The sequence below is a fragment of the Enhydrobacter aerosaccus genome (genome assembly GCF_900167455.1).
Lineage (GTDB): Bacteria > Pseudomonadota > Alphaproteobacteria > Reyranellales > Reyranellaceae > Reyranella > Reyranella aerosaccus.
Genome location: NZ_FUWJ01000001.1, coordinates 463,688 through 490,620, shown reverse-complemented (window position 1 = coordinate 490,620; position 26,933 = coordinate 463,688). Strand labels below are relative to the sequence as shown.

General features: G+C 64.9%; 26 protein-coding genes and 1 pseudogene. 21 read left to right on the top strand and 6 right to left on the bottom strand.

What is annotated here, in order from left to right:
• Window positions 1–2: 2 nt before the first annotated feature.
• Both B5D62_RS02250 and B5D62_RS02245 read left to right on the top strand, forming a co-directional pair.
• A complete protein-coding gene (locus tag B5D62_RS02250) occupies window positions 3–869 on the top strand; it encodes an ATP-binding protein (RefSeq protein ID WP_085933482.1) in 867 nt (288 codons plus the stop codon).
• Between the two features lie 3 nt (window positions 870–872).
• Window positions 873–1,466, top strand: a complete 594-nt coding sequence (locus B5D62_RS02245; protein WP_085932190.1) for a pyridoxamine 5'-phosphate oxidase family protein — start codon at window positions 873–875, stop codon at window positions 1,464–1,466.
• Here B5D62_RS02245 and B5D62_RS02240 read toward each other — a convergent pair.
• Entirely contained in the window at window positions 1,463–2,413 is a 951-nt protein-coding gene (locus tag B5D62_RS02240) for an isopenicillin N synthase family dioxygenase (RefSeq protein ID WP_085932189.1), read from the bottom strand. The genes B5D62_RS02245 and B5D62_RS02240 overlap by 4 nt on opposite strands.
• 89 nt (window positions 2,414–2,502) lie before the next feature.
• On the opposite strand from B5D62_RS02240, the gene B5D62_RS02235 reads away from it, so the two are divergent.
• The 7 genes from B5D62_RS02235 to B5D62_RS02205 all read left to right on the top strand — a co-directional run bounded on the left by B5D62_RS02235 (window position 2,503) and on the right by B5D62_RS02205 (window position 9,425).
• Complete coding sequence (locus B5D62_RS02235) at window positions 2,503–3,573, top strand: extracellular solute-binding protein (RefSeq protein WP_218190912.1); 1,071 nt, start codon at window positions 2,503–2,505, stop codon at window positions 3,571–3,573.
• Window positions 3,574–3,669: 96 nt separating this feature from the next.
• A complete protein-coding gene (locus B5D62_RS02230; RefSeq protein WP_085933481.1) occupies window positions 3,670–4,740 on the top strand; it encodes an ABC transporter ATP-binding protein in 1,071 nt (356 codons plus the stop codon).
• Complete coding sequence (locus tag B5D62_RS02225; RefSeq protein ID WP_085932187.1) at window positions 4,737–5,567, top strand: ABC transporter permease; 831 nt, start codon at window positions 4,737–4,739, stop codon at window positions 5,565–5,567. Before B5D62_RS02230 ends, B5D62_RS02225 begins: the two co-directional genes overlap by 4 nt.
• Window positions 5,564–6,364, top strand: a complete 801-nt coding sequence (locus tag B5D62_RS02220; RefSeq protein ID WP_085932186.1) for an ABC transporter permease — start codon at window positions 5,564–5,566, stop codon at window positions 6,362–6,364. The genes B5D62_RS02225 and B5D62_RS02220 overlap by 4 nt, the downstream gene beginning before the upstream one ends.
• Window positions 6,365–6,367: 3 nt before the next feature.
• Complete coding sequence (locus B5D62_RS02215; protein WP_085932185.1) at window positions 6,368–7,726, top strand: amidohydrolase family protein; 1,359 nt, start codon at window positions 6,368–6,370, stop codon at window positions 7,724–7,726.
• Between the two features lie 48 nt (window positions 7,727–7,774).
• Window positions 7,775–8,524, top strand: coding sequence for an aspartate/glutamate racemase family protein (locus B5D62_RS02210; RefSeq protein WP_085932184.1), 750 nt, complete (start codon window positions 7,775–7,777; stop codon window positions 8,522–8,524).
• Window positions 8,525–8,531: 7 nt separating this feature from the next.
• Window positions 8,532–9,425 (top strand): polysaccharide deacetylase family protein, encoded by an 894-nt coding sequence (locus tag B5D62_RS02205; RefSeq protein ID WP_085932183.1) that lies wholly within the window; start codon window positions 8,532–8,534, stop codon window positions 9,423–9,425.
• Between the two features lie 30 nt (window positions 9,426–9,455).
• On the opposite strand, the gene B5D62_RS02200 is transcribed toward B5D62_RS02205, so the two are convergent.
• Both B5D62_RS02200 and B5D62_RS02195 read right to left on the bottom strand, forming a co-directional pair.
• Window positions 9,456–9,932, bottom strand: coding sequence for a PaaI family thioesterase (locus B5D62_RS02200; RefSeq protein ID WP_085932182.1), 477 nt, complete (start codon window positions 9,930–9,932; stop codon window positions 9,456–9,458).
• 10 nt (window positions 9,933–9,942) lie between these two features.
• The gene (locus tag B5D62_RS02195) at window positions 9,943–10,446 is read right to left on the bottom strand and encodes a MarR family winged helix-turn-helix transcriptional regulator (protein ID WP_170920749.1); all 504 of its coding nucleotides are present in this window, start codon (window positions 10,444–10,446) and stop codon (window positions 9,943–9,945) included.
• A 78-nt stretch (window positions 10,447–10,524) separates the two neighbouring features.
• On the opposite strand from B5D62_RS02195, the gene B5D62_RS02190 reads away from it, so the two are divergent.
• Genes B5D62_RS02190 through B5D62_RS02175 form a run of 4 tightly spaced genes read left to right on the top strand, consistent with a single transcriptional unit; the run spans window position 10,525 to window position 13,779 of the window.
• Window positions 10,525–11,562, top strand: a complete 1,038-nt coding sequence (locus B5D62_RS02190; protein WP_085932180.1) for a 2Fe-2S iron-sulfur cluster-binding protein — start codon at window positions 10,525–10,527, stop codon at window positions 11,560–11,562.
• Window positions 11,559–12,491: an SDR family NAD(P)-dependent oxidoreductase gene (locus B5D62_RS02185; protein WP_085932179.1), complete on the top strand. Its 933-nt coding sequence runs from the start codon at window positions 11,559–11,561 to the stop codon at window positions 12,489–12,491. The genes B5D62_RS02190 and B5D62_RS02185 overlap by 4 nt, the downstream gene beginning before the upstream one ends.
• A gap of 13 nt (window positions 12,492–12,504) precedes the next feature.
• Window positions 12,505–13,218 (top strand): Phenylacetic acid catabolic protein, encoded by a 714-nt coding sequence (locus B5D62_RS02180; RefSeq protein WP_170920748.1) that lies wholly within the window; start codon window positions 12,505–12,507, stop codon window positions 13,216–13,218.
• 6 nt (window positions 13,219–13,224) lie between these two features.
• Window positions 13,225–13,779 carry a hypothetical protein gene (locus B5D62_RS02175; protein WP_085932177.1) on the top strand — a complete coding sequence of 185 codons (555 nt, stop codon included), beginning with the start codon at window positions 13,225–13,227 and terminating at the stop codon, window positions 13,777–13,779.
• 198 nt (window positions 13,780–13,977) lie between these two features.
• Here B5D62_RS02175 and B5D62_RS02170 read toward each other — a convergent pair whose 3' ends face one another.
• Together B5D62_RS02170 and B5D62_RS02165 are read right to left on the bottom strand one after the other, a co-directional pair.
• Window positions 13,978–15,012, bottom strand: a complete 1,035-nt coding sequence (locus B5D62_RS02170; protein ID WP_085932176.1) for an aldo/keto reductase — start codon at window positions 15,010–15,012, stop codon at window positions 13,978–13,980.
• A 14-nt stretch (window positions 15,013–15,026) separates the two neighbouring features.
• A pseudogene (locus B5D62_RS02165) lies at window positions 15,027–16,212 on the bottom strand (MFS transporter).
• Between the two features lie 99 nt (window positions 16,213–16,311).
• On the opposite strand from B5D62_RS02165, the gene B5D62_RS02160 reads away from it, so the two are divergent.
• The gene (locus B5D62_RS02160) at window positions 16,312–17,280 is read left to right on the top strand and encodes a LysR family transcriptional regulator (protein WP_085932175.1); all 969 of its coding nucleotides are present in this window, start codon (window positions 16,312–16,314) and stop codon (window positions 17,278–17,280) included.
• Here the strand turns inward: B5D62_RS02160 and B5D62_RS02155 are convergent.
• On the bottom strand, window positions 17,258–18,139 hold the full coding sequence (locus tag B5D62_RS02155; RefSeq protein ID WP_085932174.1) for a pirin family protein: 882 nt from the start codon (window positions 18,137–18,139) through the stop codon (window positions 17,258–17,260). The two genes, B5D62_RS02160 and B5D62_RS02155, sit on opposite strands and share 23 nt — an antisense overlap.
• 161 nt (window positions 18,140–18,300) lie before the next feature.
• Here B5D62_RS02155 and B5D62_RS02150 point away from each other — a divergent pair, with 161 nt between their 5' ends.
• The 7 genes from B5D62_RS02150 to B5D62_RS02120 all read left to right on the top strand — a co-directional run bounded on the left by B5D62_RS02150 (window position 18,301) and on the right by B5D62_RS02120 (window position 26,910).
• A complete protein-coding gene (locus B5D62_RS02150) occupies window positions 18,301–19,761 on the top strand; it encodes an acetate--CoA ligase family protein (RefSeq protein WP_139373698.1) in 1,461 nt (486 codons plus the stop codon).
• A 201-nt stretch (window positions 19,762–19,962) separates the two neighbouring features.
• Window positions 19,963–21,189, top strand: coding sequence for a M23 family metallopeptidase (locus B5D62_RS02145; RefSeq protein WP_085932172.1), 1,227 nt, complete (start codon window positions 19,963–19,965; stop codon window positions 21,187–21,189).
• 183 nt (window positions 21,190–21,372) lie between these two features.
• A complete protein-coding gene (locus tag B5D62_RS02140) occupies window positions 21,373–22,407 on the top strand; it encodes an amino acid ABC transporter substrate-binding protein (protein WP_085932171.1) in 1,035 nt (344 codons plus the stop codon).
• A 123-nt stretch (window positions 22,408–22,530) separates the two neighbouring features.
• Window positions 22,531–23,562: an amino acid ABC transporter substrate-binding protein gene (locus B5D62_RS02135; protein ID WP_085932170.1), complete on the top strand. Its 1,032-nt coding sequence runs from the start codon at window positions 22,531–22,533 to the stop codon at window positions 23,560–23,562.
• A 108-nt stretch (window positions 23,563–23,670) separates the two neighbouring features.
• Window positions 23,671–24,858, top strand: a complete 1,188-nt coding sequence (locus B5D62_RS02130) for an amino acid ABC transporter permease (RefSeq protein ID WP_085932169.1) — start codon at window positions 23,671–23,673, stop codon at window positions 24,856–24,858.
• 3 nt (window positions 24,859–24,861) lie between these two features.
• On the top strand, window positions 24,862–26,139 hold the full coding sequence (locus B5D62_RS02125) for an amino acid ABC transporter permease (protein WP_231714700.1): 1,278 nt from the start codon (window positions 24,862–24,864) through the stop codon (window positions 26,137–26,139).
• Window positions 26,140–26,910: an amino acid ABC transporter ATP-binding protein gene (locus tag B5D62_RS02120; protein WP_085932168.1), complete on the top strand. Its 771-nt coding sequence runs from the start codon at window positions 26,140–26,142 to the stop codon at window positions 26,908–26,910.
• The last annotated feature ends 23 nt before the right edge of the window (window positions 26,911–26,933 follow it).

Genomic DNA, 26,933 nt, shown 5'->3' with positions numbered 1-26,933 from the left:
CAATGATGGATCAAGATCTTAAGGCAATGATTTCGCGTATCGCGGAAGCCCTCGACCGGCTCGCGCCCCCCGCCCCGCCCTCCGCCGACCTGCGCGAGGCTGAGGCTTATGTCTGGCACGCTGCCGGCCATCGGCTGGAGGCGGTCCACCGCGTGAACCGCGTGGATATCGACCTCCTGCAGGGTATCGACCGCCAGAAAGCCACTTTGCTGGAGAATACACGCCGCTTCGCCAAGGGGTTGCCGGCCAACAATGCCCTCCTCTGGGGCTCGCGCGGCGCAGGCAAGAGCTCGATCGTCAAGGCGGCCCACGCCAAGGTGAACCTGGAGCTGGGCGGTCCTCCGGGTCCCCTGGCCCTGATCGAAATCCACCGCGAGGACATCCCCTCCCTGCCGGTGCTGCTGAACCGGGTCCGGGAAAGCGACCGACGGTTCGTGGTTTTCTGCGACGATCTCTCCTTCGACGGCCAGGACGCGGCCTACAAGTCGCTCAAGGCGGTCCTCGACGGCGGCATCGAGGGCCGGCCGGAGAACGTGCTGTTCTACGCCACCTCCAACCGGCGCCACCTGATGCCGCGCGACATGATCGAAAACGAACGTTCGACGGCGATCAACCCGTCCGAGGCGGTCGAGGAAAAGGTCTCGTTGTCGGATCGGTTCGGCCTGTGGCTGGGCTTCCACAATGCCGACCAGGATACCTTCTTCGCCATGATCGAAGGCTATGCACAGCACTACAAGCTCGGCCTGTCGAGCGAGGAACTGCGCAAGCGGGCGGTCGAATGGTCGGTGACACGCGGTTCACGGTCGGGCCGGGTGGCCTGGCAATTCATCCAGGAAGTGGCCGGCGAGCTCGGCAAGAAATTGGGGTGAAGCATGAGCGATCCCGAAGACGTCCTGTTTTCGTCGGCGGTCAAGGCCGAGCAGGCACGTCTCGGATCGCGCGCCTCCTTCGAGGGCCGGGAATGGCAGACGGAGATCACTGACAATCTCCGTCAATTCCTGGCTGTCATCGACACCTTCTTCCTGGCCACTGCCAGCGCAGACGGCCGTCCCTATGTCCAGCATCGCGGCGGACCACCCGGCTTCCTGAAGCCTTTCGGCAGCCATACTCTGGCTTTCGCCGATTTCGCCGGCAACCGGCAGTACATCACGCTTGGCCATCTCAACGAAAATGACCGGGCCCATATCTTCATCCCGCACTTTGCAACGCAGCAGCGCCTGAAGCTGTGGGGGCGCGCCCGAGTGGTCGAAGGCGACCTCGAGCTGATGGACCAGCTGGTCGATCCCGCCTATGCCGGCAAGCCGCAGCGGGCCGTGGTCTTCACGCTCGAGGCCTGGGACATCAACTGCCGCCAGCACATCGTACCGCGCTACACGGAAGCGGAAATAGCGCCCGGCCTCGACAAGCTCGTCACGCGCATCAAGGAACTGGAAGAAGAAGTGGAGCGGCTGAAGAGCAGGTCCTAGCTCGCGGTTCGTGCAAATCGCTCGGCGCGATAAGCCCCGACGCTGATTGGCGGATATTTCGGCCTTCGATCGGCCGGACGACATGACGGCAGGCACTCCACCGTCGTGTCGTAGTTGGCCTGGAAGAAGAACGGAACAGAGAGACGTCGCTGCTGCCAGCCGGTCGGCGGATTGGCCACGCGATGCGGCGTCGACACCCAGAGATCGTTGGTCCATCGCATCAGAATGTCGCCGACATTCACGATATAGGCGCCAGCCGTTGCCGGCCTCGCCCAGGTGCCATCGCGAGTTCGAACCTCGAGCCCGCCCATGTCGCTGTCGGCATGGACAAAGGTCAGCATATTGAGATCGGTGTGGATGCCGGCGCGGAGCTGGCCATCGACCGGCGCCGACTCATAGGGCGGATAGCAGATCAGCCGCAGCATGCTGATATGCCGGTCTGTAAAAGGCGCGAAGTAATCGGCCGGCAGGCCAAGCGCCAGCGCCGATATGCCGAGCACCCGTCGGGCGAGCGCCGTCACGGCGTGCCAGTAAGCGCGCATGGCAGGCTGCAATGTCGGCGGCACCGTCGGCCAGAGGTTCGGCGCAAAGGACGGATAGGCGGCGGGCGCCTGATAATATGGCTCCTTCGGGACGTCGAACGGCCCGATGGAGAAGATCTCCTTGTGGTCAGGCGGCGTCTCGCGACCGGACAGCCGCGCGAGCGTCTCCTCGCCGTAGGCGATATAGCCTCGATTCTGATCCGGACGAGGCCGCGCCACCTGTCGCTTAACCTCGGGCGGCAGATCGAAAAAGGCATGGGCCGAGCGATAGAGCGTGTCGATCGTCGCCTGCGGAACGCCATGGTTCACGAGCGCGACGAAGCCGATATCGCGAAAGGCGGCGCCGAGCTTCAGCGCGAGCCCTTTGTCTTCTTCCGCAAGATCCAGCACCGGGATGAGGGTCATCCCATCCGTCGTGCAAGCCCGATGCCAGCCACACCGTTCCGGAAATTATTGGCACGCTCATTGCACGTCCCAGCGGTGGGAATTGTTCAATGAAGGGGGAACCGGTTATGGCGAAGCACTACAAGACCTTGTCGCGTCGACGCGTGCTGGCCAGTACCGGCGCGGGAACGGCCGCAGCTCTGCTGGGTTTTCCGTCGATCGTGCGCGCGCAGGCCAAGGAGCTCGTGGTTGGCGGCGCCGCCGGCTTTGCACTCTGGATGAACGGCACCGTGAGCGCGGCCTTCGAGGCCAAGTACAAGACCAAGATCGTCTACGAGGGCACCAAGTCGCTGGTGAACCTCGAGAAGATGCAGAAGAACAAGGACAAGCAATACCTGTCCGTCGTGATGATGGACGACCCGGTGATGATTCTCGCGGTCAAGGAAGGACTGCTGGAGAAGCTCACGCCGGCGATGGTCCCCAACCTGGCCAAGCTGCGGCCCGGCACGGTGCATATGGACGGCATGTGGGCCAACTATCTGCAGCCCTGGCAGGGCATCGCCTACAACACCAAGTCGCTGCCGGGCGGCTTTCCGTCCTGGGCCGATTGCTATGATCCCAAGTTCAAGGGCCGGCTGGTGATCCCGTCGCTGCAGAACACGGAGGGACTGGCAAATCTGGTGATGGCGGCGGCGCTCGAGACTGGCAAGCCGATCGAACAGGCCCAATTCGACATCGATGCCGGTTTCAAGAAGATCAAGACGCTGAAGCCCAACCTGCTCACCGTCTATACGCAGATACCGCAAGCCTTGAACCTTCTGGAGCAAGGCGAGGCCTGGGCAATTCCCAGCATGTTCTCTTCCAACGTGATTCCCAAGGAGAAGGAATCGCCCATGAAGATGAGTGCGCCCAAGGAAGGCATCTTCGTCGGGCCGGCCGGCATCTGCCTGGTCAAGGGCGGCCCGAACCAGGAAATGGCGCTGGCGCTGATCGACATGCTGTTGAGCGCCGACATGCAGGACACGCTGCAGCCCGAGACCTTCGCCTTCCCCTCCAACACCGCGGCAAAGCCGCCGCTAGGCCTCGCCGCCGACGTGAAGGTCTACAACCTCGACTGGGGATTCGTGGCCAAGGAGCGCGGCGAATGGGTCAAGCGCTGGGATCGAGAGATGGCGATCTGAGCGCTTCGCCAGGAAGAGCGTCGCCGCCCGATCGGCGCATCCGCGCAAGCGCATGACGATTTCGCGCCGCGACCAGCTTCCGCTTCCGGCATGATCATGGCTCATTCCTCCTTCCTCGACGTGTCGGGCGCCGAAAAGTCCTTCGGTGCTGTCACGGTTCTGGGCGGTGTGGACCTCCGCGTGGCACAGGGCGAATTCGTGTCGCTGCTGGGTCCGTCAGGTTGCGGCAAGACCACTTTGCTGCGCGCCGTCGCGGGGCTGCTGGGCCTCGACCGCGGCACCGTGAAACTGGACGGCGAGGACATCACGGCCAAACCGCCTCACCGGCGCGACGTCGGCGTGGTGTTCCAGAACTATGCCCTCTTCCCGCACCTCACCGTGGCGGAGAATGTCGCCTTCGGCCTGAAGGCGCGACGAAGGGCTGCCGCCGAGACGCGCGAGGCGGTGACGCAGTTCCTCGAACTGGTGCATCTGTCGGCTCTCGCCGACCGCTCGGTGCGGGCGCTCTCCGGCGGGCAGCAGCAGCGCGTCGCGGTCGCGCGCGCGCTGGCGGTACGTCCCAAGCTGCTGCTGCTCGACGAGCCATTCTCGGCCCTCGACCGCAAGCTGCGCGAGACCATGCAGATCGACCTGCGTCGGCTGCTGCGGGAGCTGGGCACGACCTCGGTGTTCGTGACCCACGACCAGGACGAGGCGCTCACCATGTCGGACCGAATCGCCGTGATGAATCGCGGCGCGATCGAACAGTTCGATGCGCCGGAAGCGATCTATCGCCGCCCTGCGACCGCCTTCGCCCTGGAGTTCGTCGGCCTTTCGACCATGCTTGCCGGGACTGTTACGGCTCAGGACGGCACGACTGTCGCCGTCGACACGGCCTTCGGTCCGCTGCGCGCCCACGGCAATTTCGTGCCGGGCGCCAAGGTGCTGCTGGCGGTCCGGCCCGAGCGCATCAAGGTCGAGCCCGCCGGCGACTTCGCCTTCGCCGCCCGCCTGCGCGACGCGGTGTTCCAGGGTTCCAAGGTCCAGCTCCACTTCGAAGCGGCGGAGGGCGATCGGCTGATGGTCGAGACCGCCGACCTGCCGCACGGCGTCCCAGCACCAGGCACCGAACTGAAGCTCGGCTGGGCGGTGGCCGACACGCTGATCTATCCGGCGCCCGCGTCATGAAGGCCCTGCGCGATCCTGTCGTGCTGCTGGCGGCGCCGGCCGTCCTCTACCTGACGCTGCTCTATGCCCTGCCGCTGGGCTGGCTGCTGGCCAAGAGCTTCAGCGGCCCGGCCGGCCTCACCCTGCAGCCTTACACCGAATTCTTCGGCGACCCGTTCAACTGGCGCGTGATTGGCAACACGCTGGGCAGCGCGCTCTGGGTGACGGTGGTGTGCCTGGCGATCGGTTATCCGGCCGGCTTCGCCCTCGCCCGAGCAGGCACGGCGATGCAGATCGCGATGCTGGTGGCGATCATCCTGCCTCTGTCGGTCGGCGTCGTGGTCAAGGCCTTCGCCTGGCAGATCGTGCTGCGCCGCGATGGCGTGGTTTCGCAATTCCTCGTGGCCCTCGGAATCTGGGACGAACCGCAGCGCCTGCTCTTCACCGAGGCGGGGCTGGTGCTGGGCGCCGCCAACATCTTCCTGCCCTTCATGATCCTGCCGATCTATTCGGTGGTGAAGCTGATCGATCCCCGACTGTCGGAGGCCGGCGCCACCCTGGGAGCCACGCCTTCCTATCGCTTCGTCCGCATCACCTTCCCGCTCACCCTGCCCGGCGTCGTGTCCGGCGTCGCCTTCGTCTTCTCGATGAGCGTGTCGATGTACGTGATCCCATCGCTCCTGATCGGCGATCGCTTCCAGACGCTGTCGACGCTCACCGGTCGCTCGTTCCTGTTCATGCGCAACGAGCAACTCGGCTCGACGACGGCCGTGATCCTGCTGGCGCTGGCGATCGCCGTCGTGGTCGCCTCGAGCTGGCTGGCGCGGCGGCTGGGATCGACCGAATGACGCCGCTGGAGACCGCCGCCCGCGCCCTGATGTGGGTCGCCGCCCTCGTCACGGTCGTCTTCCTGATGACTCCGCTGGTCGTCACCGTGGCAGTGTCGTTCGGCTCGTCGAGCGTGTTCACACTGCCGCCGCCCGACTGGTCTCTGCGCTGGTACCAGCGCCTCGCCAACACGCGCGGCCTGCTGCCGTCGCTCGTCACCTCCCTCGAGGTCGCCGCCTTCTCGACCGCCGTCGCCCTGGCGCTGGGCACGCTTTGCGCCATCGCCCTGGTGCGCGGTCGCTTTCCTGGCCGGGACTCGATCTCGACTTTCCTGGTCTCGCCGCTGATGCTGCCCGGGCTGGTGGTCGGCATCGCCATGCTGCAGGGCTTCAAGGCGGCCGGCCTGCGCGATGCCTATGCAAGCCTGCTGGTCGCCCATGTCGTGATCACACTCCCCTACGTCGTGCGCACGGTGCTGGGAGCGTTGTCGCTGTTCGACTTCTCTCTGATCGATGCCGCGCGGACGCTGGGATGTTCCTATCCCATGGCGCTGCTGCGCGTCCTGGTGCCGGCACTGGCGCCGGCCTTCATCACCTCGGGCATGTTCGCCTTCCTCGCCTCGATGGACAATTACCCCATCTCGATCTTCTTCACCGACGCCTGGACCAAGACGCTGCCGATCCAGATGCTCCAGTATGTCGAAGAGAATCCCGACCCAACCATCGCCGCCATCTCGACCGGCCTGGTGCTGCTGGCGATCCTGGCGCTGATCGTCAGCGATCGGCTGGTCGGCCTGCGCAAGCTTGCGGAGTTCTAGGACATGACCCAGGAACCGGCTCCCTGCGACCTGCTGGTCGGCGCGGACCTCATTCTCACCCTCGACGCCAAGGGCACGATCCTGCACGACGGAGCGATTGCCGTGCGGGATCGCGCCATCGTCGATCTCGGTCCCGCGACCGAGATCGCCCAGCGCTGGCGCGCTGCCGAGAGCCTCCCCGGCAAGGGTCGCATCGCCATGGCCGGGCTGGTCAACGTGCATAACCATACGCCGCTGATGATCACGCGCGGCATGATCGAGGATATCGGCTTCGCGCCGATGTACACCCCCGGCATTCCGCAGGGCCATTGGCTGACCGAGGAGGACGCCTACGCGCTGTCCCGCCTCGGCATGTACGAGCTGCTGCGGGCCGGCTGCACCACCGTCGTCGACTTCTATCGCTATCCCTCGGCGCTGGCGCGCGCCGCCGCCGAACTCGGCCTGCGTGCCGTCATTGCCGGCCGCGTCCACGATGCCGAGCCGGGCGCGCTGGCGACCGGCAAGCACACTTACAGCCGCTCCATCGGCGAGGCGAGCCTGCGCGAGAATGCTGAATTGATCGCGAGATGGAACGGCCACGACGAGGGCCGCATCCGCTGTGACTGGGCACCGCATGCACCCGATACCTGCTCGGACGATCTCCTGCGCGAGGTCAAGAAATTGGCCGATGCACATGGCGGCAATATCCATACGCACCTGTCGCAGCTTCCCGCCGAGATTACGGCCGTGAAGGAGCGGACCGGCCTTACGCCGCCGCAGCTCATGGACAAGCTGGGTTTGCTGAACGACCGGCTGATCGCTGCGCACTGCATCCATATGGATCGGGCCGACATCGAGCTTTGCGGCAAATCGAGGATGACGGTGGCCCACGCCCCGATCGGCAACGCCAAGGGCGGCCGTATCGCTCCCATCATGGAACTCAAGGAAGCCGGCGCCCGCATCGCGCTGTGCACCGACACCTTCTCGGGCGACATGATCGAGGCGATGCGCTGGGCCATCTCCATGCAGCGCATCAACCGCCAGGGCAACGTGCTCGATGCCCGCACCGTGCTCGACTGGGGCACGCGCGAAGGCGCCGAGGCGATCGGGCTCGGCGACAAGGTCGGCTCGCTGGAAGTCGGCAAGCGCGCCGACATCGTCCTGCTGGACAGCCGCTCACCCACCCTCGCCCCCATGGTCGACGGCTACGGCGTGCTGGTCCACAGCGCTTCCGGACGCGACGTCGATACCGTGATCGTCGATGGCCGCGTCGTGCTGGCGGACGGGCGACTGACGCTCGCCGATGGCGATGCCATCGTGGCCGAGGCGCAGAGCCGGGCGAATGCCCTGTGGCAACGCGCCGGCCGCCAGCCCATCGCCTGACATCCACCGCTCTCGCTTGTTCCTCGCTTCGGACGGTAGACTTCCATCATGAAAATCCTCGTCGCCAATCCCAACACCTCGACCGGCGTCACCGACCGCCTGCTCGCCTCTGGAAATCTCGTCGCCGGTCCCGGGACCGAGCTGATGCCGATGACCGCGCCGCGCGGCGTGCCCTATATCGCCACCCGCGCCGAGGCGGCGATCGGCAGCGCGGTGCTGCTGGAAATGCTGGCGGAGAAGCGCGGCACCTTCGACGCGGCCATCGTCGCGGCGTTCGGCGACCCGGGCCTGGGCGGCGCGCGCGAGCTGTTCGATTTCCCGGTCGTCGGCATGGCGGAAGCGGCGATGCTGGTCGCCTGCACGCTTGGCCGGTCGTTCTCGATCGTCAGCTTCGCCAAGGCGCTGGAGCCGTGGTTCGCCGAAATCGTCGCCTGGCACGGCATGTCCGGACGCTGCGCCTCCATCCGCATGCTCGACGAGCCATTCGTCTCCATCAACGACGTGCAGGACGAGAAGGAACAGAAGCTGGTCGATCTCGCCAACCGCACGGTGAGCCAGGACGGTGCCGACGTGGTGATCCTGGCGGGCGCCCCGCTCGCCGGCCTCGGCAACAGGATCGGCGACCGTGTGCCGGTGCCGCTGGTCGACGGCATCCAGGCAGCGGTCGCCATGGCCGAGGGGCTGGTGCGGCTCAATCCGCGCAAGGCGATCGCCGGCACCTACCGCCGGCCGGGACCGAAGGACTCGACCGGCCTCAGCCCCGCACTCGCGGCGGTGATCGCTCACAAGGACGCCTGACCAGGCCATGCGCGACCTCAAGGGCTATGGCCGAACGCCGCCCGACCCGCAGTGGCCAGGCGCCGCCCGCGTCGCCGTCTCCTTCGTCATCAACTTCGAGGAAGGCGCGGAGATGTCGCTGTCCGACGGCGACGCGTTCAACGAGAAGGTCTACGAGGTCACCGACGAGGTGGCCGGCGTGCCCGACCGCTGCATGGAATCGCACTTCGAGTACGGCACCAAGGCGGCGTGGTGGCGGATCGCCGACACGCTCGAGCGGCTGGGCGTCGCTGCCACCGTCAGCGCCTGCGGCAAGGCGGCTGAACGCTCGCCTTGGCTGATCCGCGACGCCGTCTCACGCGGCCACGAGATCTCCTGCCATGGCTGGCGCTGGGAGAAGCATGCCCACATGGCAGAGGCCGAGGAGCGCGAAGCCATCGCCAGGACCGTCGCGGTCCTGACGGAGATCGCCGGTCACCGCCCGGTCGGTTGGCATACGCGCTCGACGCCCTCGCCCAACACGCGACGGCTGCTGGTCGAGGAAGGCGGCTTTCTCTACGACAGCGACGACTATTCCGACGACCTGCCCTTCTTCGTCACGGTGTCCGAAAAGAAGCACCTGGTGATCCCCTACAGCTTCGATACCAACGACATGCACTATCACCAGGGCTTCCACCGCTTCGTCACGGCGCGCGACTTCGCCGAGTACACAACCGACGCCTTCGACGCGCTGTGGTCAGAGGGTGAGCGGCATCCGAAGATGATGTCGATCGGCCTGCACCTGCGCATGATCGGCCGCCCCGGCCGCATCGCCGCCCTCGATCGCATCGTCGGCCATATGCGCCAAAAGGGCGCCGTCTGGTTCGCGACTCGCCGCCAGATTGCCGAGCATTGGCTCAGCGTCGTTTCCGACGGCACATGATCACAGGTGGGCGCAGGCCCGTCCGCAATCCTACTTCGCCTTCGGTCGCACGATCTTGATGGTCGAGGTCGCGTGGACGAGGAGCCGGCCCTTCTCGTCCCGCAAATCGCCGTCGAGGAAGCCGATCGAGCCGCCCCAGCGCATGACGCGGCCCTCGGCGAAGACGATGCCCGGGCCCATCGCCTCGAAGAAGCTGATCTTCAATTCCAGCGTCGGCACGGCGGCGGTGAACTTGCTCTTGGCGATGGCGGCGTTGGCCATGGCGGAATCGACCATGCCGGTCAGGAAGCCGCCCTGGCAGATGCGCCCACCGGAGTGACAGAAGGCCGGCACGATCTCGAAGCGGAAGCGCGCCACGCCGCGGTCGGTATCGAGCGACAGCAGGTGGCCGTTCAAGGTCTTGATGGCGTCCGGAGCGTCGGCGCGCAGGCGTTCCACAAGATGGTCGTCGCTCAGCGTCTCGGCGGCAGCGGCAAGATGGGCGAAATCGGGATGGACTGATGTCATGGCGGGCGGACTATAGCGAACGCGCCGCCGTGCGCACCTTCTCCAGAAGCTCGATCAGCAGTCGGGTTTCGGCCGCCGAAAGGCCCGACGCGATGCGCTTCTCGTGCGCCTTCACCAGCCGGGTGAAGCGCGCCACGGCCTGCTCTCCCTCCGCCGTCAGGCCGAGCGCATGGGTGCGCGCGTCGGTCGGCGACCGGCGCCGCACCAGCAAGTCGCGCGCCTGCAGACGATCGAGGATCGGCACCAGCGTCGAGCGGTCGATGCCCAGGGCGCGCGCCAACGCCATCTGGCTCATCCCGTCATTGCGCTCGACCAGCACCAGGAGCCCGAACTCCCCCGGCGTCAGCGTTTCGCCGGCCGCGGCGAAGGTGGCGGCAAAATCCGCGAACACCGCCGACTGCGTGCGGCGCAGCTCATATCCCAGTAGCGTCGGCAGCAGGCCACGATCGATGCGGCGCGCAGGCGGCGCCCCAACAGCGGTCTCGTCAACGGAGTGAGCGGGTGGACGGGCCATCGACGGAGTGGTATACGGGGATTGTTTGGGGCGCAAACAAATTCGGCTCCTTCCCATCCCCATAAGCGTTATCCTGGCATGAGCTTCAAAGTCCGCATCGTCTCGGCCGAGCGTACGATCGACGTGCCCGTCGGCGCCACCATCCTGGAGGCGGCGCTCGATGCCGGCGTTGCTTATCCGCATGGCTGCCAGTCCGGCAATTGCGGTGCCTGCAAGTCGCACCTTGTGAAGGGCGAGGTCACGATGGAAGGCTATTCCGAGTTCGCGCTCTCCGACGAGGAGAAGGATCGTGGCCTGATCCTCGCTTGCCGCGCCGTGCCTTGGGAGGACTCGGAGGTCGCCTGGCTCGACGAGGACGACCTGATCGTCCACCCGCGCCGCCTCCTTTCCTGCAAGGTCGTCGGCCTCGACGATGCCACGCACGACATCAAGCGCGTACGCCTGGCGATCGACTCGGGCGGGCCGTTCGATTTCTCGGCTGGCCAGTTCGCCTCGGTGACTTTCGACGGCTGCGCGCCACGCGACTATTCGATGGCCAATATCCCGGGCGATCCCGTCCTGGAGTTCCATATCCGCTGCCCGCCCGGTGGCACCACCAGCGCCTACGTCGCCAAGAAACTCAGGATCGGCGAGAGCGTGCGCGTGGAAGGGCCGTTCGGCACGTCCTATCTGCGCGAAGCCCATCGCGGACCGATCATCGCGATCGCCGGCGGCTCGGGCCTGGCCCCGATCAAATCGATCGTCGAGCAGGCACTGGCCAGAAAGCTACCGCAGCACATCTATCTCTATTTCGGCGCCCGAACCGAGCGTGACCTTTACCTCGTCGAGCATTTGGAGGCGCTGGCGCGCAAGCACGATACGCTTCACTTCACACCGGTGTTGAGCGAGCAGAGCGGCGGCAGCCGGCGGGCCGGATTCGTTCACGAGGCCGTGGCCGCCGATTTCGACGAATTCGACGGCTGCAAGGCCTATCTGGCCGGGCCCCCGGTGATGGTGGAGGCCGCGACACGGCTTCTCGAGGAACGCGGCATGCGCCGCGTCGATATCCATGCCGATGCCTTCTACACGGCGGCCGAGATGGCCAACGCCGGCAAGAAAACGGGAGCGGAACTATGACGGGATCATTGGAGGGGCGCGTCGCCATCGTCACCGGTGCGGGCCGCGGTATCGGCCGCGCCATCGCCGAGGCGCTGGCCGCTCAGGGCGCAAGCGTGGTCGTGGCTGACGTGGGTGCCTCGATCGCCGGCGACGGCGCCGATCCGACGCCGGCCCGCGAGATCGCGTCCGCGATCGGCAAGAAGGCGGTCGCCTTCACCGAAAGCGTGGCCTCGCCCGGTGCGGCGCGACTGCTGGTCGATACGGCCGTGAAGACCTTCGGTGGCCTCGACATCGTCGTGAACAACGCCGCGATCCTACGCGATGCGTTCGTCTTCCGCGCCGATCCGCGCGACTGGGACGCGGTGATCCGCAACAATCTCTCAGCCCCCTTCTATCTCATCAATGCGGCCTCGGCGGTGATGCGTGAGCAAGGCAAGGCGGGACGGGGCGGTAAGGACGGCTATGAGTGGGGCCGCATCGTCAACATCGTCTCCTCGGCCGGCCTCTACGGCAATCTGGGTCAGGCGGCCTATGCCAGCGCCAAGGCCGGATTGTTCGGCCTGACGCGCGTGGCGGCGATGGACCTGCAGCGCGCTGCCATTACCGTCAACGCGGTTGCGCCGTTCGCCCGCACCCGCGTTACCGACGTCATCCAGCCCGCCAACGAGGCTCAGAAGACCTACAAAGAGCGTGCGCTCAAGATCGGCGCGCACCATGTCGCCAACCTGGTCACGGCGCTGTGCGCGCCGGCGGCCAAGGGCATCACAGGGCAGTTGCTGGGCGTGCGCGGCCGCGAAGTCTTTCTGTTCGGCCAGCCGCGCCCGGTCGACAGGATCGAGGTTGGCGAGCCGGCCGCACTCGCGGACGCGCTGGTCGCGACCTTCGGCGGCAAGTTCACCGATCTCACCACCGATCTCGAAGCCTTCAACACCGAACCGCTCGTCTGAGGAGGATATCGCCATGACCGAGAACACGGACATCGTCGTCAAGACAGTCGAAGACCTGAAGAGCGCGCCCGAGGAATATCGCGAGGCCGTCTCCAAGCTCGTCATAAGCCACGCCATCAACGAACTGTACGGTGCGCAGGTGTTCGACGAGCCGGCGATCGCTTTCGCACCGACGCCCTACGCCAAGTGGCTGACCTGCCGAGTCGCCATGGAAGAGTATGGACACCATGTCCGCTTCAAGCAGCTCGGCGTGCAGATGGGCATCCCCGAAGAGCGCATGGTGCCGGGCGGAACGAAGAAGCCGCTGTCGATCTTCGAGTTCCCGCTCAAGACCTGGGAAGAGTTCGTCGCCATCAAGTTGCTGGCCGACCTTGCGGAGATCCTGCAGGTCGAGGATCTGCTCCACTGCACCTTCCATCCGCTGCGCAACCTGGCGCGCGCGACCATGCCGGAGGAGCGTTTCCATGCCCAGTTCGGCGAGGACTTCTCGGCCGAGTTGGTGAAGACACCGGAGGGCAAGGCAGGGCTGCAGGCGGCGGTGAACGAATATTGGCCCTTCCTTCCCGCCTTCTTCGGTGCCTCGAAGTCGCGTAACAACGAGATCTTCCGCAAATGGAAGATAAAGCAGCGCACCAATGACGACATGCGCGAGGATTACGTGAAGCGCGCCACGGAAGTGGCGGCGAAGTATGGCCTGACTTTGCCCGCGATCCGTCAGGCGGCATAACCGGCATTGACCATCATCGCCCTCCCCCGCACCGCGCTGGAGTCGCTCGGCCGCGAGGTGCAAGCCGCTTCCTGGTTCGCCGCCCTCGGTGAGCCATTGACTGACAGCGAGCGGGGCGACGCTGAGGCCTATGCCGATGCGCATGGACAAGGCAGGTTGGAGATCGCCCAGGCCAGCGACTGGCCCGAGGCCGAGAACTTGCTCAAAGTGCCGGATGCGCAATCCGGATGGTGGGAACGCGAGGAGGCCCAACGCAAGGCCCTCCTCGCCAAGGCCGAGGCACGCTATCCCGACCGCGCGCTATGGACGGCTCTGACCGAGCTTACGACCCAAGCAGGCGACCTTGTGCACGGCAAGGCAGCCAGCGCCGCGGCGAGAATGGGAAAGGCCGCGCCCGCTTCGATCCACGTCGCGGCGGGAGCGGCATCGCACGCCGTCTACCAGCTTGCCGTGGCACGCCTGGCGGACGAGGACGCTCCGCTGTTCGAGAGCAAGTTTCGGCTGTTCGCAGCCGGCAGATGGCCCCTGGGTATCGTCGGCTCCAGGCTCTTCGTCTTTTGACGAGGGGAGACATGCATCAGCACCGCGCTCCGCCGGACAGCCTAATCGGCCGTTCGACAAGTCCGCCTCATGATTTGGCTCTGAAGACGAAGACCCCCTTACCGCGGCACAAGTGGGCACAGGGCCATACAGCTACTTCGTCCCTCTCTATGGCTCTACCGCGGGAGGCTGTCGCGACGGCTGGCTTGCGCCGTGCGGTTACACCGGCGGTGGATTGAGCCGGCGAAACCCGTCCTGAACCCGATAGGCATAGTATGGGTAGGCCGGCACCACGTCGCTCGCCGCGTCGAGGCGCTGTATCTGCTCGCCGGTGAGGGCCCATCCGATGGCGCCGAGATTGTCGCGCAGCTGGGCTTCGTTGCGGGCGCCGATGATCACGGACGAGACTGTCGGCCGTGACAGCAGCCAGGCAATCGCAACCTGAGGCACTGTCTTCCCCGTCTCCGCCGCAACGACATCGAGGGCGTCGACGACACGGTAGAGACGTTCGTCCGTCACCGGCGGCCCCCATTGCGCCGTCTGATGCAGTCGGCTGCTGGCCGGCAGCGGTTGGTCACGTCGGATCTTGCCCGTGAGGCGTCCCCAGCCGAGGGGACTCCAGACCAGCGCCCCGACACCCTGATCGAGACCGAGCGGCATCAGTTCCCCTTCGTAGTCCCGCCCGACGAGCGAGTAGTAGACCTGATGCGCAACATGGCGTGGCCAGCCGTGACGATCGGCCAGCGCCAGCGCCTTCATCAGATGCCAGCCCGAGAAATTGGAGGCGCCCACGTAGCGAACCTTGCCGCTGCGCACCAGCAGGTCGAGCGTATAGAGCACTTCCTCGATCGGTGTGCCGGCATCGAACGCATGCAACTGCAGCAGGTCGATGTGATCCGTTCCCAGCCGCTCCAGCGAAGCGTCGACGGCGCGGATGAGGCGATGTCGCGACGAGCCCGCCTCGCCCGGCCCATCGCCCATCGGCAGGCTGGTCTTGGTCGAGATCAGTACCTTGTCGCGCCGCCCCTTGATGGCCGTACCCACGATCTCCTCGGAAGCGCCGTTGGAATAGACGTCAGCGGTGTCGAAGAGCGTGACGCCTGCCTCGAGACAGATATCGACCAGGCGCCGCGCCTCCTGGGCGTCGGTGTTGCCCCAGGCGGAGAAGAGAGGCCCCTGGCCGCCGAATGTGCCGGCCCCGAAACTGAGCACCGGGACCTTCAAACCGGATTTGCCGAGATTGCGATAGTCCATGACGACCTCCGTACTCACATAACCGACTCAGGATCGCAGACCATTGCCGCAGCCGGTCGCGTCTCGAGGCGCAGGCTGACAAGCGCCACCACAAGACCGGCTCCCGTAATGGCAGCAGCCAGTAAAGGTAGTGCCGCGAGACCCGGGCCGTGATCGATAGCGATACCGCCGGCCCAGGCTCCAAGAGCATTGCCGAGATTGAAGGCAGCGATGTTAAGGCTTGAGGCGAAAGTCCGGCCCGCAGGCCCTGCCTTTTTCAGCACGCGCAACTGCAGCGGAGCCACAGTGGCGAACGCGGCGACACCGAACAAACCGATCATTGCCACTATCGGCATCTTCAGCCCGAGAACGGGCTGGAGCGCGACGAGCACCACGGCAAGTCCGGCCAACGTGCCAATCAAGGCACGCGCAAGGCCGCGATCCGCGAAGCGGCCGCCAGCAACATTGCCAACCGTCAGCCCGGCGCCGAAGACCAGGAGGATTGGCGAGACGGATGCCCGGGAAAATCCCGTGATTTCGGTCAGGATCGGCTGGATGTAGGTAAAGACGGTGAAGACGCCGGCGAAGCCGAGCACCGTCATGGCAAGCCCAAGCAGAAGGCCGTGCCAGGGTCGCGAGTTCCTCTCTCAAGGAAAACGACTGGCCCTCCTGTCCGACATCGTTCGGCACGAAGACGGCAAGCACGGCAAATGCCACGACTCCGATCGCAGCAACTGCCCAGAAGGCGGCACGCCAACTGAAGATGAGCCCCAGCCACGCCCCGAAGGGAACACCCAGGAGCGTGGCGACAGTCAGTCCCGCGAACATGGTGGCGATGGCCGAGGCCCGCTTGTTCTCGCTGACCAGGGCCGTCGCAACGACCGAACCGACACCGAAGAAGGTTCCGTGTGCGAGTGCGGTCAGGATGCGCGCCGCCATCAGCAGAGAATAATTATCGGCGATCGCGCACGCGGCGTTACCGGCCGTGAAGATGGCCATCAGCCCGAGCAGTACGGCCTTTCTGGGCGCGCGCCGGCTGGCCAGCGTGAGGAGCGGCGCACCGGCAAAAACACCAAGCGCATAACCTGAGATCAGCAGACCAGCCGTCGCAACGGAAACGTGCATGTCGGCCGCAACCTGCAAGAGCAGGCCCATGATGATGAATTCCGTGGTGCCGATACCGAAGGCACCTGCAGTCAAGGCGAGAACGGCCACAGGCATGAAGACATCTCCCGATTCTGATGCGGACCGGGAGATGGCATGCGCGGGCAAAAAGGATTAGAAGAGCATAGAGACATTCATTTGTGAGATGAATTCATCATGCCACGCGCCGAGGTCAACCGAGCTGCCGAAATGGAGGTCTTCGTCAGGGTCGTCGACCGCGGTGGCTTCAGTGCCGCGGCGCGCGATTTCCGCCTCACCCCTTCCGCGGTCAGCAAGCTGATGTCCCGCCTCGAGTCGAGGCTGAATGCACGGCTGATCAATCGCTCGACGCGGCAGTTGCGGCTGACGCCGGAGGGCCATGCCTTCTACAACCGGGCCGTCCGCGTTCTCGCCGATCTCGAGGAAGCGGAACGCGAAGCGGCGGCGGGCGCCGCCCCACGCGGTCATCTCCGCGTCAACTGCAACGTGCCGTTCGGGCGACATCACCTGCTGCCGCTCATCCCGGCATTTCTTGCTCGATATCCTGAGGTGACGCTCGACCTGATCCTGTCGGACACGGTCATCGATCTCTTGCAGGAACGTGCCGATGTTGCCATTCGCGTTGGGCCGCTGCGCGAATCGCGACTGGTGGCACGCAAGCTCGGCACGAGTCGGATGGTCGTGGTGGGGTCGCCCCATTATCTCAAAAGGACCGGCATGCCGGAGATGCCCGCCGATCTGCTTCGGCATCGGCGGATCGGTTGGACCTTTGCGAGGCTGCAACCGGGCTGGCCGTTTCTGAAAGGCCGAGGGACGGAAACCATACAGCCGCCCTCAGTCGTGAACGCAAGCGATGGAGAGGCGGCTCGCCAGCTGGCGCTGGAAGGTGTCGGCCTGGCACGACTTGCCCTGTTCCATATTGGCCCCGATATCGAGCAAGGCCGCCTGATGCCGGTGCTGCAGGAATTCAACCCAGGCGACCGCGAAGACATCCATGCCGTTTATCTCGGGCAAGGCGGCCCGCTGCCCGCCCGCGCACGAGCGCTGATCGACTTCCTGGGCTCGCATATCCGGATTGCCGATCGCGCGCTCCGGCGGCAGCGTTCGGGACGTTGGCGCCTCGTCAGCGATCGGGCAACGGGATGAATTCCGCATCGCCCGGGACCTTGCCGAAGCGGCCTTCCTTCCAGTCGGCTTTCGCGCGCTCTATGCGTTCCGGCGTCGAGGAGACGAAATTCCACCAGATGTGACGTGGCCCATCGATCGGCGCGCCACCCAGCAGCATAAGCTTGCAGCCCTCCGTGCCAGCGACAAGATCGACCGGCACGTCCGGGGCGAGAACGGCCAGATCTCCGACGACGAGCTGTCGATCGCCGATCGTCACACTGCCATCGGAGATATAGACGCCTCGTTCGGCGTGTTCCGCCGAGACGGTGATCTTGGCCGCGACCGGCATCTCGACCGCGACGTAGAAGATCGGTGAGAAATGGGTGGTCGGTGCGACATGGCCGACATAGCTGCCGACGATCAATCGCAACGATGCGCCCCCTTCCTGCCAGGCCGGCAGCCGCGCGGCCTCGATGTGCTGGAACCCCGGAGCCGTTTCCTCGTGCGCCTTCGGCAGGGCAACCCAGGTCTGGACGCCATGCATCCGGAAGCCGCTGTGCCGCAGCGCCGGCTCGGTGCGCTCGCTATGGGCGATACCACTGCCGGCCGTCATCCAGTTGACATCGCCGGGACGGATCGCTTGCGCGTAGCCAAGGCTGTCGCGATGGAAGATGCCGCCTTCGAACAGGTACGTGACGGTTGCAAGACCGATATGAGGATGCGGCCGCACCTCCATGCCGTCGCCACCTGGCGGCACGACCAACGGTCCGAAATGATCGAGGAAGATGAACGGCCCCACGGTCCGCCGCTTCGCGCTCGGCAACACGCGGCGCACCGGGAAACCAGGCGCCAGTTCATGCGACCGCCCCTGGATCAGGAGCTCGATCGGATCGGCCATTCTCTATCTCCCCCGTATTCTCGAATGCACAAACGGCAATCGGGATATGGAGGCGGGATCGCGCCATTCAATGCCACCGATCGAAGCGGACCTTGCGGCGGGTCGAGGCGAAGGTTGGCAGCGGCTTGTTCTTCCCGTCCGCTTATGCTGCAACGATCGGGATGACAGCCTCCATCCGCGATCTTACGCCCTTCTTCGCTCCCCGCAGCATCGCCGTCGTCGGCGCCGGCGAACGGCCGACCTCCTCGGGCGGCGCGGTCATGCAGATGCTGCGGCAGGCCCACTTTGCCGGCGAGGTCGTTCCCGTCAATCCGAAGGGAGGAACCATCTTCGGTTACGAGGCGGTGACCTCCATCGCGGCAATTCCGTCCGTCGTCGACTTGGCGGTGATCGTCATCCGACCCGATGCAATCCTCGATGCGGTACGCGAAGCCGCCGATCGCGGCATCCGCGATCTGCTCATCCTGCCCGGTGGATTCGCGGAGGCAGGACCTACGGGTGTGGCGCGCAACGAAGCGCTGCTGGCGCTGGCGGCCGACCGCGGCCTCACTATCGCCGGCCCCAACTGCGCCGGCATCGTCCATCTCGATCCGGCCTGGCGTTTCGCCGCTACCTTCCTGCGCGATTTGCCGGCCGGCGTTGTCGGCGGCGCAACCAACGGCCTGGCCTTCATCTCCCAGTCCGGCGCCTTGGCGGAAGAGTTCATCGACAAGGCCAATCGGCGAGGGCTGCCGCTCGCATCGGTTGTCTCCGTCGGCAACGCCGTGCATCTCGGCGTCGAGGATTACCTTGCCTGGCTCGGCGACCGCCCCGAGATCGGCGCCGCGCTGCTCTATGTCGAATCGATCGAGGATCACGACCGCTTCCGAGAGGTGGCGCGTGAGGTTTCTGCGAAGAAGCCCGTGATCGCGCTGTTCGGAGGTCGCACGATGATCGGTGGCCGAGCCGCCTCGGCTCACACGGGCGCGGTGGCCAACGACGAGGCGGCCATCGATGCCTATTGTGCCTCCTGCGGCATCGTGCGGGTCGAAAGCCTGAGACGACTGCTGATCGCGGCGAAGGCGTTCGGCCGTTTCCCCCAAGGCCTCGGCCGCCGTGCCCTCATTCTCTCGAACTCCGGCGGCCCCGGGGTGATCTGTACCGACCGTGCGGTGCTGGAGGGCCTCGACCTGGCCCCTCTTCCAAAGGCCATGATCGATGTCCTGCGCCAGCAACTGCCGCCGGAGGCATCGGTCGCAAACCCGATCGACCTCCTCGCCGATGCCCGGGAAGACCGCTTCGCCCTGGCTTTCGAAACCACCATGGCTCACGCCGGCACCGACTACGACATGGTCCTGATGATCCATGTCGTGCCCTTCATGGTCGATGCCGCGCCCGTGATCGGGCGTCTCGCAGACCTGGCCGCGAGGTCCCGACTGCCTCTGATGCACAGCATGATGGGCACCTTGCCGGATCAGGACGCGTGGTTCGCTACCATGGAGCGAGCCGGGGTCCCTATGTTCAACGATGTCGAAGAAATGGCCGAGGCAGCGGGCCTCCTGGCCAGGTACCCGCTTCTCCGCGAAAAGGCTCGCAGCGGCAATCTGCCCACCAGTTTTTTTCGCGACCGCAGCCACTCCTGAGACACAATTGTATTATTTTTCAATGCGCTAAGCTCAAGCCGCAGGGGTGTTGCATTTTTGCCACTTTTTGTTGGACTTGCGATTTTTTCATGGCCAGTATTTGGCCGCGCGCAGATCAGGGATATCGGCAGAGGGGAGCCGGTCAATTCGCTGTCAGCCGCAAAGGGTATGTGTCCGGGTCAATAAGACGGGAGAGGCTGAATGGCGATCACGACGACGCGCGCTGAGCGCGCCGACCGTTGGCATATGGTGCGCGGACTCCTCACCGCCGCACTCGCTATCTCGATCCTTCAACTTTCCGCGCCCGGCGCCGCAATGGCCCAGGTCGCCGTTCCGAGCAAGAAGCAGGTCCACCCCCAGCGGAAGCCTGTCGCCAAGATCAATCCTGACAATCTACCGTCTCCGACGGACAACGAGGCCGACGAGCTCAACCAGAAGTGGCTGTCGGATTTCAACAAGAACGGCGCCAAAGACGGCACCGGTTCCAATGTTCCCACCGCGCCCAGCATCGCCGGGACCGAGACCGAGCGGACGCTGAGCGGTCCCACCCAAGCGAGCCTACCGGGCGCCGGCGCGCGCACGGTGGTCCCGGGGACCATCACCTTCGTCAGGGCCGACAGCGCCAGCGCCGCTTTCAACTCGATGCCCGGCGGCGCCAATCAGCCGCTGTTCAAGGATCTCAGCGCCGCCTTTGCCGGCTTCTCGCCGAACGCCGGCGCGAAAGTCGAGATGATGCAGGCCCGCACGGCAGACGGATCGCCGCGGCTCGTCTATGCCAGCATCGGCGAGGGCAAGAGCAAGCATTCGTATTGGTGGTTCTCTCCCCCGGATCAGCCCGAAGGCTGGTTCGATGAGAACGGCAAGCGACTGGGCGGAAGCGCCTTCGCCGAGCCGAAGCCCGGGTCGCGCATCTCCTCGCCGTTCGGTACCCGCCGCTACTACGGCCGGGTCACCAGTCACGCCTTCCACAACGGCATCGACTTCGAGGCCCATTACGGGGAGCCGATCCTCGCTGCCGCCGACGGCGTCGTGAACCACGCCAACTGGTATTACAACTACGGCCGGACCGTGAAGATCAGCCACTCGGATCATCTGGAGACGCTCTACGCCCACATGTCCCAGATCGCGGTCGGCATTGCCCCGGGCACGTTCGTGCACAAGGGTGAAGTGATCGGCTATGTCGGCGCGACCGGTCGTGCAAGCGGGCCGCACCTGCACTTCTCCGCCATCAAGGACGGGCAGTTTGTCGACCCGCAACCGTACCTGAACGGGAACGGCACGGACTCGCTCGGCGGCGGCGATCTCGTTGCCTATCGCCAGTGGCAGCAGAACATCCGCGCCGCAGCCATTTCCCAGCAGCCGACGCAACGCGCTTCCTTCTGGAGCCGCAATCCGTTCACACCGCCGCCGGCGCCGGGACAACTCTAACAGGCGGCGCGACAGCCGAGCCGGGCGAGGCCGGCGGGCGAGACAGGGCCGCCGCGACAGCGTCGGTTATCGATCCCCTGAGATTGAACCGATCGGGGTGATCGCCTACCAATTGCCCCTCGCCCATCAGCATCCACCCCGAGTGGAGCGCCGGGCTGCAGGGACAACCAAAGGGGAAAACGCATGTTCAAGAAATTCATCGGCGCGGGTACCGTCGCGGCCGCGCTGCTGGGCGCCGCGGGCACGGCGCATGCCGGCAAGGACCTCGATGCCGTCAAGGCGCGCGGTCAGCTCATCTGCGGCGTCAGCACCGGCGTTGCAGGCTTCTCCCAGGCCGACAGCCAGGGCAAGTGGACGGGCCTCGACGTCGATGTCTGCCGTGCCGTCGCCGCGGCCATATTCGGCGATGCGGAGAAGGTGAAGTATGTCCCCCTCACCGCTCAGCAGCGCTTCACGGCGATCCAGTCGGGCGAAGTCGATTTGCTGTCGCGTAACACGACCTGGACCCTGCAACGCGATACCGCGCTCGGTCTCGATTTCACCAGCATCAGCTACTACGACGGCCAGGGCTTCATGGTGCCGAAAAAGCTCGGCGTGAAGAGTGCCAAGGAGCTGAACGGCGCCACCGTCTGCGTACAGCCCGGAACCACCACCGAGCTCAACCTTGCCGACTACTTCCGCGCCAACAAGATGACCTTCAAGCCGGTCGTGATCGAGAAGGTCGAGGAAGTCCGCTCCGCCTTCTTCGCCGGCCGCTGCGACGTCTACACGACCGACGCCTCGGGCCTCTACTCCACCCGCGCCGCCAACGTGCCGGCACCGGCCACGGCCGACGACTTCGTCGTCCTGCCGGAGATCATCTCCAAGGAGCCGCTGGGTCCGGCCGTGCGCCATGGCGACCAGCAGTTCGCCGACATCGTGCGCTGGTCCTTCTTCGCGATGCTCGAGACCGAGGAAAATGACATCACGTCCAAGAACGTCGACGAGATGCTGAAGAGCGAGAACCCCTCGATCAAGCGCATCCTGGGCGTGACCCCGGGTATCGGCAAGGCGCTCGGCGTCGACGAGAAGTGGGTCTACAACATCGTCAAGCAGGTCGGGAACTACGGCGAGAGCTTCGAGCGCAACGTCGGCATGGGCTCGACACTGAAGATCGCGCGCGGCCTCAACGCGCTGTGGAGCAAGGGCGGCCTTCAGTACGCGCCTCCGATCCGCTGATCTCCTGCAACCTGCAGACGCAATGGCCGCCGCCCCCAAAGGGCGGCGGTTTCCATTTGGCCTGTTGCTTGCTTGTCCGTGACAGGTGAGACTTGGGCGAGGCCAAATAAAGGGAGGCATAATATGCACAAGGCTTCGGTAGCGGCGGCCGTCGGCGCGGTCGCTCTGTTCGCGTCAGGGAGTGCCTGGGCAGGCAAGGATCTCGACAGCATCAAGGCGCGAGGCAATCTGATCTGTGGCGTGCCTACGGGCATCGCAGGCTTCGCGTCGGCGGATAGCCAAGGCAAGTGGACCGGCCTCGATGTCGATGTTTGCCGCGCCGTCTCGGCGGCCATTTTTGGCGACTCGGAGAAGGTCAAGTATGTGCCCCTGACCTCACAGCAGCGCTTCACGGCGTTGCAGTCGGGCGAGGTGGACATATTGTCGAATAATACAACCGCAACGTTGCAGCGTGACACGGCGCTCGGGCTCGATTTCACCGCCATCACCTACTACGACGGTCAAGGATTCCTCGTGCCGAAGAAGCTGGGCGTAAAGAGCGCCAAGGAGTTGAACGGCGCCACTGTCTGCGTGGCACCCGGCACCACCACCGAGCTCAACCTGGCCGACTACTTCCGCGCCAACAAGATGACGTTCAAGCCGGTCGTGATCGAGAAGGTCGAAGAAATCCGCGCTGCCTTCTTCTCTGGGCGCTGCGACGTCTACACGACCGATTCCTCAGGTCTCTATGCGACGCGCGCGGCAAACGTTCCTGCGCCGGCTACGGCCGACGACTACGTCGTTCTGCCCGAGATCATTTCCAAGGAGCCGCTGGCGCCCGCCGTCCGTCATGGCGACCAGCAATTCGCCGATATCGTGCGTTGGACGCAGTACGCGATGCTCGAGGCCGAAGAGTACGGCATCAGCTCCAAGACCGTTGACGACATGCTGAAAAGCGACAATCCGACGATCAAGCGCATCCTCGGCGTCACCCCCGGTATGGGCAAGGCCCTCGGGGTAGAGGACAAGTGGGTCTACAACATCGTCAAGCAGGTCGGGAACTACGGCGAAAGCTTCGAGCGCAATGTCGGGATGGGCTCGGTTCTGAAGATCGATCGCGGCCTGAACAAGCTGTGGACGCAGGGCGGCCTGCAATACGCCGAACCCATTCGCTGATCCGATACATGCCAGTGGTTTCGCAGGTTACAATTGTGATTTTCCCTCCTACACTCTCCGCAACAAGAGAAATGCCGGATAATTCCGGCAATCAGGGGGGCTAGGCGAATGGCTGTCGAGTCGATCGGCTCTCCACAACATGCGAAGATCGCGCCCTGGAACGACCCCGTCATTCGCGGCTGGGTGTTCCAGGCCGTGGTCGTGGGATTGGTTGGGTTTCTGGCTTGGTTCCTTGTGACCAATACGGTCGAGAATCTTGCCCGGCAGAAAATCGCGAGCGGCTACGCCTATCTCAGCCACGAGGCCGGGTTCGAGATCGGCGATTCCATGATCTCCTACTCGCCCGCGAATACCTATGCGCGGGCGATCCTGGTCGGGATGCTCAACACGTTGAAGGTGGCCGGGCTCGGCATCATCTTCGCGACCATTCTGGGCACGCTGATCGGCGTCGGTCGGCTATCACCGAACTGGCTGCTGGCGAAGATCTGTGAGGGCTATGTCGAGGCGTTCCGCAACGTCCCGCTGCTACTGTGGCTGTTCCTGTTCTACAAGATGATCAGCGAGGCCTTTCCGGGCCCACGCCAGGCCCTCAACGTTCTCAATGCCCTGTTCCTCAGCAACCGCGGCCTCTACTTCCCAGTGCCCGCTGCCGATCCCATCCATCCATGGATGGGGCTCGGGCTGCTGGCCGGGATTGCCGGTGCCGTCGTCCTGCATCGCTGGGGCAAACAGCGTCAGGCGGCGACCGGAAAGCCGTTTCCGTCGATCTGGGCTGGAGCAGCGCTGATCGTCGGCCTGCCGATCCTCATCTGGCTCGCGGGCGGCGCTCCGCACCACATGAGCTGGCCTGAGCTCAAGGGTTTCAACTTCGTCGGCGGCACCGTGATCCAGCCAGAGTTCACGGCGCTCCTGCTCGGGCTTGTGCTCTATACCTCGGCCTTCATCGCCGAGATCGTACGTTCCGGCATCCTGGCCCTCAACAAGGGCCAGAGCGAGGCGGCGGCGGCGCTCGGTCTGTCGCGAGCCCAGGCAATGCGCCTCGTCCTGCTGCCCCAGGCGCTGCGCCTGATCGTGCCTCCGATGACGAGCCAGTATCTCAACATCACGAAGAACAGCTCGCTGGCCATCGCCATCGGCTATCCGGATCTCGTCGCCTCGGTGAATGTCACCATCAACCAGACCGGACAGGCGATCGAGAACGTGCTGATCATCATGGTCGCCTATCTGAGCGTGAGCCTCAGCATCTCGGCATTCATGAACTGGTACAACAAGCGCATCGCGCTTCGGGAGCGCTAGGCCATGACCGATGTTCCCGTCGGCGAACGCCGACAACTTCCGCCGCCCACATCCGAAGGCGGCGCTATGGGCTGGTTGCGCCAGAATCTATTCTCGAGCTGGGGCAATGGCATCACGACGGTCGTGTTGCTCCTCGCGATCGCCTGGCTGCTCAGCTGGTTCGTCGACTGGGCGGTGCTCACTGCGGTCTGGACTGCGCCAAGCGGACAGGACTGCCGCGGTCACGGTGCCTGCTGGGCCCTGATCCACGAAAAATACCGCTACATCTTCTTCGGCTCGTTCCCATACGAGCAGCACTGGCGGCCGCTGTTCGCCGTGCTGGCGATGCTGGCCATGCTGATCCTCAGCGCCGACCGGCGCATGTGGAACAAGCGCCTGCTGTGGATCTGGTCGATCGGCAGCGCCACGACCTTCCTGTTGATGTTCGGCCAGATCAATATCTCGAGCAGCCTGATCTTCTTCCTTGCGCTCGTCATCGGCGCGGGCGGCGCCGTCCTGCGCGCCACGGTCGGATCGCCGATCGAGATCAATGCCTGGCGAGCGTTGGCGGGCATCGGCGTTGCCGGGCTCGCGCTGCGGCTGGTCGGCCTGTTCCCGGCGTTCACCCTGTCAATCGCCCCGTTCAGCTATGTCGAGACCAGCCTGTGGGGCGGGCTGCCGGTAACGATGATCCTGGCCACCTACGGCCTGCTGTTTGCTTTTCCGCTCGGGATCTTGCTGGCGCTGGGTCGACGCTCGAACCTGCCGCTGATCAAGAGCCTGTGCGTGGGTTTCATCGAGCTCATCCGCGGCGTCCCCCTGATCAGCCTGCTGATCATGGCCTCCGTCATGCTGCCGCTGTTCCTGCCGTCCGGGATGACGATCGACAAATTCCTGCGCGCGCTGGTGGCCGTCATCCTGTTCGCCTCCGCCTACATCGCCGAAGTGATCCGCGGCGGCCTGCAATCGCTGCCGAAGGGCCAGTTCGAGGCCGCTGATGCCATGGGCCTCACCTACTTCCAGAAGACGACGCTGGTGATCCTGCCCCAGGCGCTGCGGGTCGTGATCCCGCCGCTCATCAACACCTTCATCGGCTTCTTCAAGGACACGTCGCTGGTACTGATCATCGGCATCTTCGACTTCCTCAATACCGCCAACCAGGCGCTGGTCGATCCCAAATGGGCGGGCTTCCCGGGCGAGATCTACCTGTTCGCTGCCTTCGTCTATTTCTGCTTCTGCTTCTCGATGTCGCGATATTCGAAGTATCTCGAAACCGAGCTCAACAAGGGGACTCGCCGCTAGATGGCCACTTCCGTCGCTCACGATCTCTCGCATGCGCCGTCCGTTATCCAACTGCGCGGCGTCAACAAGTGGTACGGGCAGTTTCATGTGCTGTCCGATATCAATCTCGACGTGAAGCAAGGCGAGCGGATCGTCATTTGCGGCCCTTCCGGCTCGGGCAAGTCGACCCTGATCCGCTGCATCAATCGGCTCGAGGAGCATCAACGCGGCGACATCGTGGTCGACGGCGTGACGCTATCGAACGACGTCAAGAACATAGAGACCATCCGCCGTGAGGTCGGCATGGTGTTCCAGTCCTTCAATCTCTTCCCGCATCTGACCATCCTCGACAACCTGACTCTCGCTCCGATCTGGGTGAAGAAGATGCCGAAGAAGGAGGCGGAAGAAGTCGCAATGAGCCTGCTGAAGCGGGTGCGCATCCCCGAGCAGGCGAACAAATATCCCGGCCAGCTTTCCGGTGGCCAGCAGCAGCGCGTGGCCATCGCCCGCGCGCTTTGCATGCGGCCGAAGATCATGCTGTTCGACGAGCCCACCTCGGCGCTCGACCCGGAAATGGTCAAGGAAGTGCTCGACGTCATGATCGAGCTGGCCAAGGAAGGCATGACCATGCTGTGCGTCACCCACGAGATGGGTTTCGCGCGCGCGGTTGCGGACCGTGTGATCTTCATGGATCGCGGCGAGATCGTCGAACAGGGCCCGCCGTCCGAATTCTTCGCCAATCCGCGCAACGAGCGGACCCGGACTTTCCTGGGACAGATCCTCCATCATTAAGCCCGCAGGCCAAGAGGACTTTC

What these genes read in the sequence shown, in the direction of transcription:
- B5D62_RS02235 (WP_218190912.1), top strand. Translation starts at nt 2,503, where the DNA reads ATGAAGGGGGAACCGGTTATGGCGAAGCACTACAAGACCTTGTCGCGT.
- B5D62_RS02160 (WP_085932175.1), top strand. Translation starts at nt 16,312, where the DNA reads ATGCCACGCGCCGAGGTCAACCGAGCTGCCGAAATGGAGGTCTTCGTC.
- B5D62_RS02210 (WP_085932184.1), top strand. Translation starts at nt 7,775, where the DNA reads ATGAAAATCCTCGTCGCCAATCCCAACACCTCGACCGGCGTCACCGAC.
- B5D62_RS02200 (WP_085932182.1), bottom strand. Translation starts at nt 9,932, where the DNA reads ATGACATCAGTCCATCCCGATTTCGCCCATCTTGCCGCTGCCGCCGAG.
- B5D62_RS02180 (WP_170920748.1), top strand. Translation starts at nt 12,505, where the DNA reads ATGACCGAGAACACGGACATCGTCGTCAAGACAGTCGAAGACCTGAAG.
- B5D62_RS02250 (WP_085933482.1), top strand. Translation starts at nt 3, where the DNA reads ATGATGGATCAAGATCTTAAGGCAATGATTTCGCGTATCGCGGAAGCC.
- B5D62_RS02215 (WP_085932185.1), top strand. Translation starts at nt 6,368, where the DNA reads ATGACCCAGGAACCGGCTCCCTGCGACCTGCTGGTCGGCGCGGACCTC.
- B5D62_RS02240 (WP_085932189.1), bottom strand. Translation starts at nt 2,413, where the DNA reads ATGACCCTCATCCCGGTGCTGGATCTTGCGGAAGAAGACAAAGGGCTC.
- B5D62_RS02230 (WP_085933481.1), top strand. Translation starts at nt 3,670, where the DNA reads ATGGCTCATTCCTCCTTCCTCGACGTGTCGGGCGCCGAAAAGTCCTTC.
- B5D62_RS02220 (WP_085932186.1), top strand. Translation starts at nt 5,564, where the DNA reads ATGACGCCGCTGGAGACCGCCGCCCGCGCCCTGATGTGGGTCGCCGCC.
- B5D62_RS02225 (WP_085932187.1), top strand. Translation starts at nt 4,737, where the DNA reads ATGAAGGCCCTGCGCGATCCTGTCGTGCTGCTGGCGGCGCCGGCCGTC.
- B5D62_RS02195 (WP_170920749.1), bottom strand. Translation starts at nt 10,446, where the DNA reads ATGGCCCGTCCACCCGCTCACTCCGTTGACGAGACCGCTGTTGGGGCG.
- B5D62_RS02190 (WP_085932180.1), top strand. Translation starts at nt 10,525, where the DNA reads ATGAGCTTCAAAGTCCGCATCGTCTCGGCCGAGCGTACGATCGACGTG.
- B5D62_RS02155 (WP_085932174.1), bottom strand. Translation starts at nt 18,139, where the DNA reads ATGGCCGATCCGATCGAGCTCCTGATCCAGGGGCGGTCGCATGAACTG.
- B5D62_RS02125 (WP_231714700.1), top strand. Translation starts at nt 24,862, where the DNA reads ATGACCGATGTTCCCGTCGGCGAACGCCGACAACTTCCGCCGCCCACA.
- B5D62_RS02185 (WP_085932179.1), top strand. Translation starts at nt 11,559, where the DNA reads ATGACGGGATCATTGGAGGGGCGCGTCGCCATCGTCACCGGTGCGGGC.
- B5D62_RS02150 (WP_139373698.1), top strand. Translation starts at nt 18,301, where the DNA reads ATGACAGCCTCCATCCGCGATCTTACGCCCTTCTTCGCTCCCCGCAGC.
- B5D62_RS02130 (WP_085932169.1), top strand. Translation starts at nt 23,671, where the DNA reads ATGGCTGTCGAGTCGATCGGCTCTCCACAACATGCGAAGATCGCGCCC.
- B5D62_RS02245 (WP_085932190.1), top strand. Translation starts at nt 873, where the DNA reads ATGAGCGATCCCGAAGACGTCCTGTTTTCGTCGGCGGTCAAGGCCGAG.
- B5D62_RS02205 (WP_085932183.1), top strand. Translation starts at nt 8,532, where the DNA reads ATGCGCGACCTCAAGGGCTATGGCCGAACGCCGCCCGACCCGCAGTGG.
- B5D62_RS02135 (WP_085932170.1), top strand. Translation starts at nt 22,531, where the DNA reads ATGCACAAGGCTTCGGTAGCGGCGGCCGTCGGCGCGGTCGCTCTGTTC.
- B5D62_RS02140 (WP_085932171.1), top strand. Translation starts at nt 21,373, where the DNA reads ATGTTCAAGAAATTCATCGGCGCGGGTACCGTCGCGGCCGCGCTGCTG.
- B5D62_RS02145 (WP_085932172.1), top strand. Translation starts at nt 19,963, where the DNA reads ATGGCGATCACGACGACGCGCGCTGAGCGCGCCGACCGTTGGCATATG.
- B5D62_RS02170 (WP_085932176.1), bottom strand. Translation starts at nt 15,012, where the DNA reads ATGGACTATCGCAATCTCGGCAAATCCGGTTTGAAGGTCCCGGTGCTC.
- B5D62_RS02120 (WP_085932168.1), top strand. Translation starts at nt 26,140, where the DNA reads ATGGCCACTTCCGTCGCTCACGATCTCTCGCATGCGCCGTCCGTTATC.